At 63.1% G+C, this 2,439-nt stretch carries 3 protein-coding genes; 1 reads left to right on the top strand and 2 read right to left on the bottom strand.

The features are described 5' to 3' along the window. Positions 1 to 733: polysaccharide deacetylase family protein (locus EOA27_RS31970; protein WP_145970672.1), on the top strand; the 733-nt coding region annotated here is incomplete at its 5' end. Between the two features lie 55 nt (positions 734 to 788). Here EOA27_RS31970 and EOA27_RS31965 read toward each other — a convergent pair. After that, positions 789 to 1,469 (bottom strand): redoxin domain-containing protein, encoded by a 681-nt coding sequence (locus EOA27_RS31965; protein ID WP_126081354.1) that lies wholly within the window; start codon positions 1,467 to 1,469, stop codon positions 789 to 791. 18 nt (positions 1,470 to 1,487) lie between these two features. Next, a partial coding sequence (locus EOA27_RS31960) for a tetratricopeptide repeat protein (protein ID WP_145970671.1) occupies positions 1,488 to 2,439 on the bottom strand: 952 nt, incomplete at its 5' end.

Raw genomic sequence — 2,439 nt, 5'->3', positions numbered from 1 at the left:
CCGCGACGTCGCCCGCAGCGAGCGGCGGCCGCATATCCCAGTCCTCATGTATCACAGCGTCGCCGATGATGGTCCGGCCGGGCTTGCCCGTTTTCGGCTCACGCCCGCCGCGTTCGCCAGTCAGATGGCATGGCTGCGCGCCAATGGCTTTCACGCGATTGGGTCCGAGCAGTTGGAACAGTCCATCGCCAACCGCCAGCCCTTTGTTGGCCGCCCGGTGCTCATCACCTTCGATGACGGCTTCCAGAACTTTGCCGACCATGCCTGGCCGATCTTGCGCGCGAACGACTTGACGGCAGAGGTGTTCCTGGTGACGGACTTGGTGGGTGAAAGTGCAAGATGGGACGCCGACAGCGGCCCGCCGACGCCGCTTATGGACGCCGCGACGGTGCGAAGCCTCGCCAGCGAAGGTGCGTTGTTCGGAAGCCATCTGGCGACGCATCGCGCGATCGACGGTCTGTCGAGCTCTGACCTTGCCGCCGAACTCCTGCGTTCTCGTATGTTCGTCGAACGGTGGACCGGTCGCACAACCACGGCGTTCGCGGCACCCTACTCCGTCACCGACCGACGGCTTGGCCGGTTGGCCAGAGAGTGCGGCTATCGGATCGGCTTCGGCGGCAAACACGGGCCGGCGCACCTCGACTGCGATCCCATCGATCTTCCGCGCATCGAGATTCGCGGGGATCGCTCGCTCGATGACTTTGTTGCCGTTCTCGAGGCCGCGCTCGAATGAACAAATTGCTTCCGCTTTTTGTTTGGTGTCCCGCCCGACTGCCTCGTTCGCAAGTCTATTGGGCGACTTGGGACACGGCTGACATCAGCTCCCGCGGGCTTGGTGCCGCGAACATGTATCGCCCACCCTCCGGAACTTCCGTGAAGCTCCAGCGGACGATCCCCTGCCGGTCCAGTAGGAACTGGCCGATCAGTTGTCCGTGTCCCGTCGCCATCATCTGCTCGTCGGCTTCGGTCACTTCGTAGTGGTCTTTATTGTCGAGAAACTCGCTGGCCGCAAAAGGATCCATGGGACCGGGCAACTCGCCTGGTATGTTGACCCGCATATCCTTTGCCGCTGCCATCGAGACCTTGTACGGCCAGTTGGTCTCGTCTTGGGTGAATTCGAGATTGGGCAGTCCAAAGGCACGATGCGAAGCGCGTTCGGGGTCGGAAGCCGCAAGCAGATTCGGCATCGGGTGGTAACGGAAATAGAGACGTGCCCGCTCGATCGGCGTGTTGACCACCGTCAGGCTTCCCACGCCCTTTTCGCGCAGCTCCGGATCAAGCCGCGCCTGGGCGGCGATATGGCGCCGGCAGAACGCGCAATGCAGACCTCGGAAAAGGCCGACCAAGACCGGTTTTTGTCCGCGAAAATCGTCGAGCGCGATCTTGCCTTCCTGGGTTATAGCGTCGAGTACCACGTTCGGCGCACGATCGCCTGGTTGAAGCGGTATCAAGTCAATGCGCGCTGACATTGCCAACCTCCAACCCGGCTAGTCGAGAAAAGGCAGCACCACAAGCCCTTCCGGGTCGAGCCCGTGCTGGGCGCATATACCCTGCGCCAGGGAAAAGTAGCGTTCGGCCTCGGCCAGATTGTCGAGGTCGAGATTGAGCGTTGCGAGACCATCATAGCACGGAAACAGCAGTTGCGGCTCGCCCGTTTCGCGAGCTACGTCCAGCGCTTCGTGGAATAAGCCAATCGCGAGTTCCGGACGGCCGTTGCACTGGTGGATCTGCCCAAGCACTATCAACGGTACGGACAGGTGCTCGCGCTGGTCGAGCGCCCGGTCGATCTCGATGGCCTTCTCGGCGGCCGGCACGCCCTCCGTCGGACAGCGATCCGTGAAAGTACAGCAAGCGACCGCCAGATTGGCGAGGAGGCGCGCCTGGTATCCCAAATCACCAATACGGCGCGCCACCTCAAGACCGCGCCGACAGACCTCCATCGCCTTTGCCGGGTCGATGGTCGTGTAAAGCACGCCGAGATTGGTGTAGCCGCGGCAAGCCGTGCCCATTAGACCGGCGGCTTCGGCCAATTCGATGCTGCGCTCGACCTGGCCAACGGCTTCGCGGTCTCGTCCAAGGCGTGCCAACGCGACAGCCTTCGTATTGAGCGCCTCGGCAGTCACAAGAGTGGCATCACGCCCTACCTCGGAGACATGTTCGGTTGTCAGCGTGCGTACACAATCCAGCGCCGCGTCCGCCCATTTTGCCGCGAGAGCGTTGCCTCCGCTGCGGAACGCCTGTCGGCCACGTTCTTGCCAGAGATGCGCCTGCTCGACCGGGGCATCGGCGCCATCGAGCAGCGCTGCCGCTTCGGCGTAGCGCGATTCCGCGTTGTCCCGCTTGCCGACGTCCCAGAGCAGCCGACCGATCTTGCGCAAAACCCGCGCCGAAGCGACGCGATCGGCCGACGCGCGATATGCCTGCAGCACCGTCTCGTAG

This window comes from Mesorhizobium sp. M2A.F.Ca.ET.037.01.1.1 (assembly GCF_003998075.1).
In the GTDB taxonomy this organism is placed as follows: domain Bacteria; phylum Pseudomonadota; class Alphaproteobacteria; order Rhizobiales; family Rhizobiaceae; genus Mesorhizobium.
Note: the sequence above shows the minus strand (reverse complement) of the source record. Positions and strands in the feature narration are given on the sequence as shown.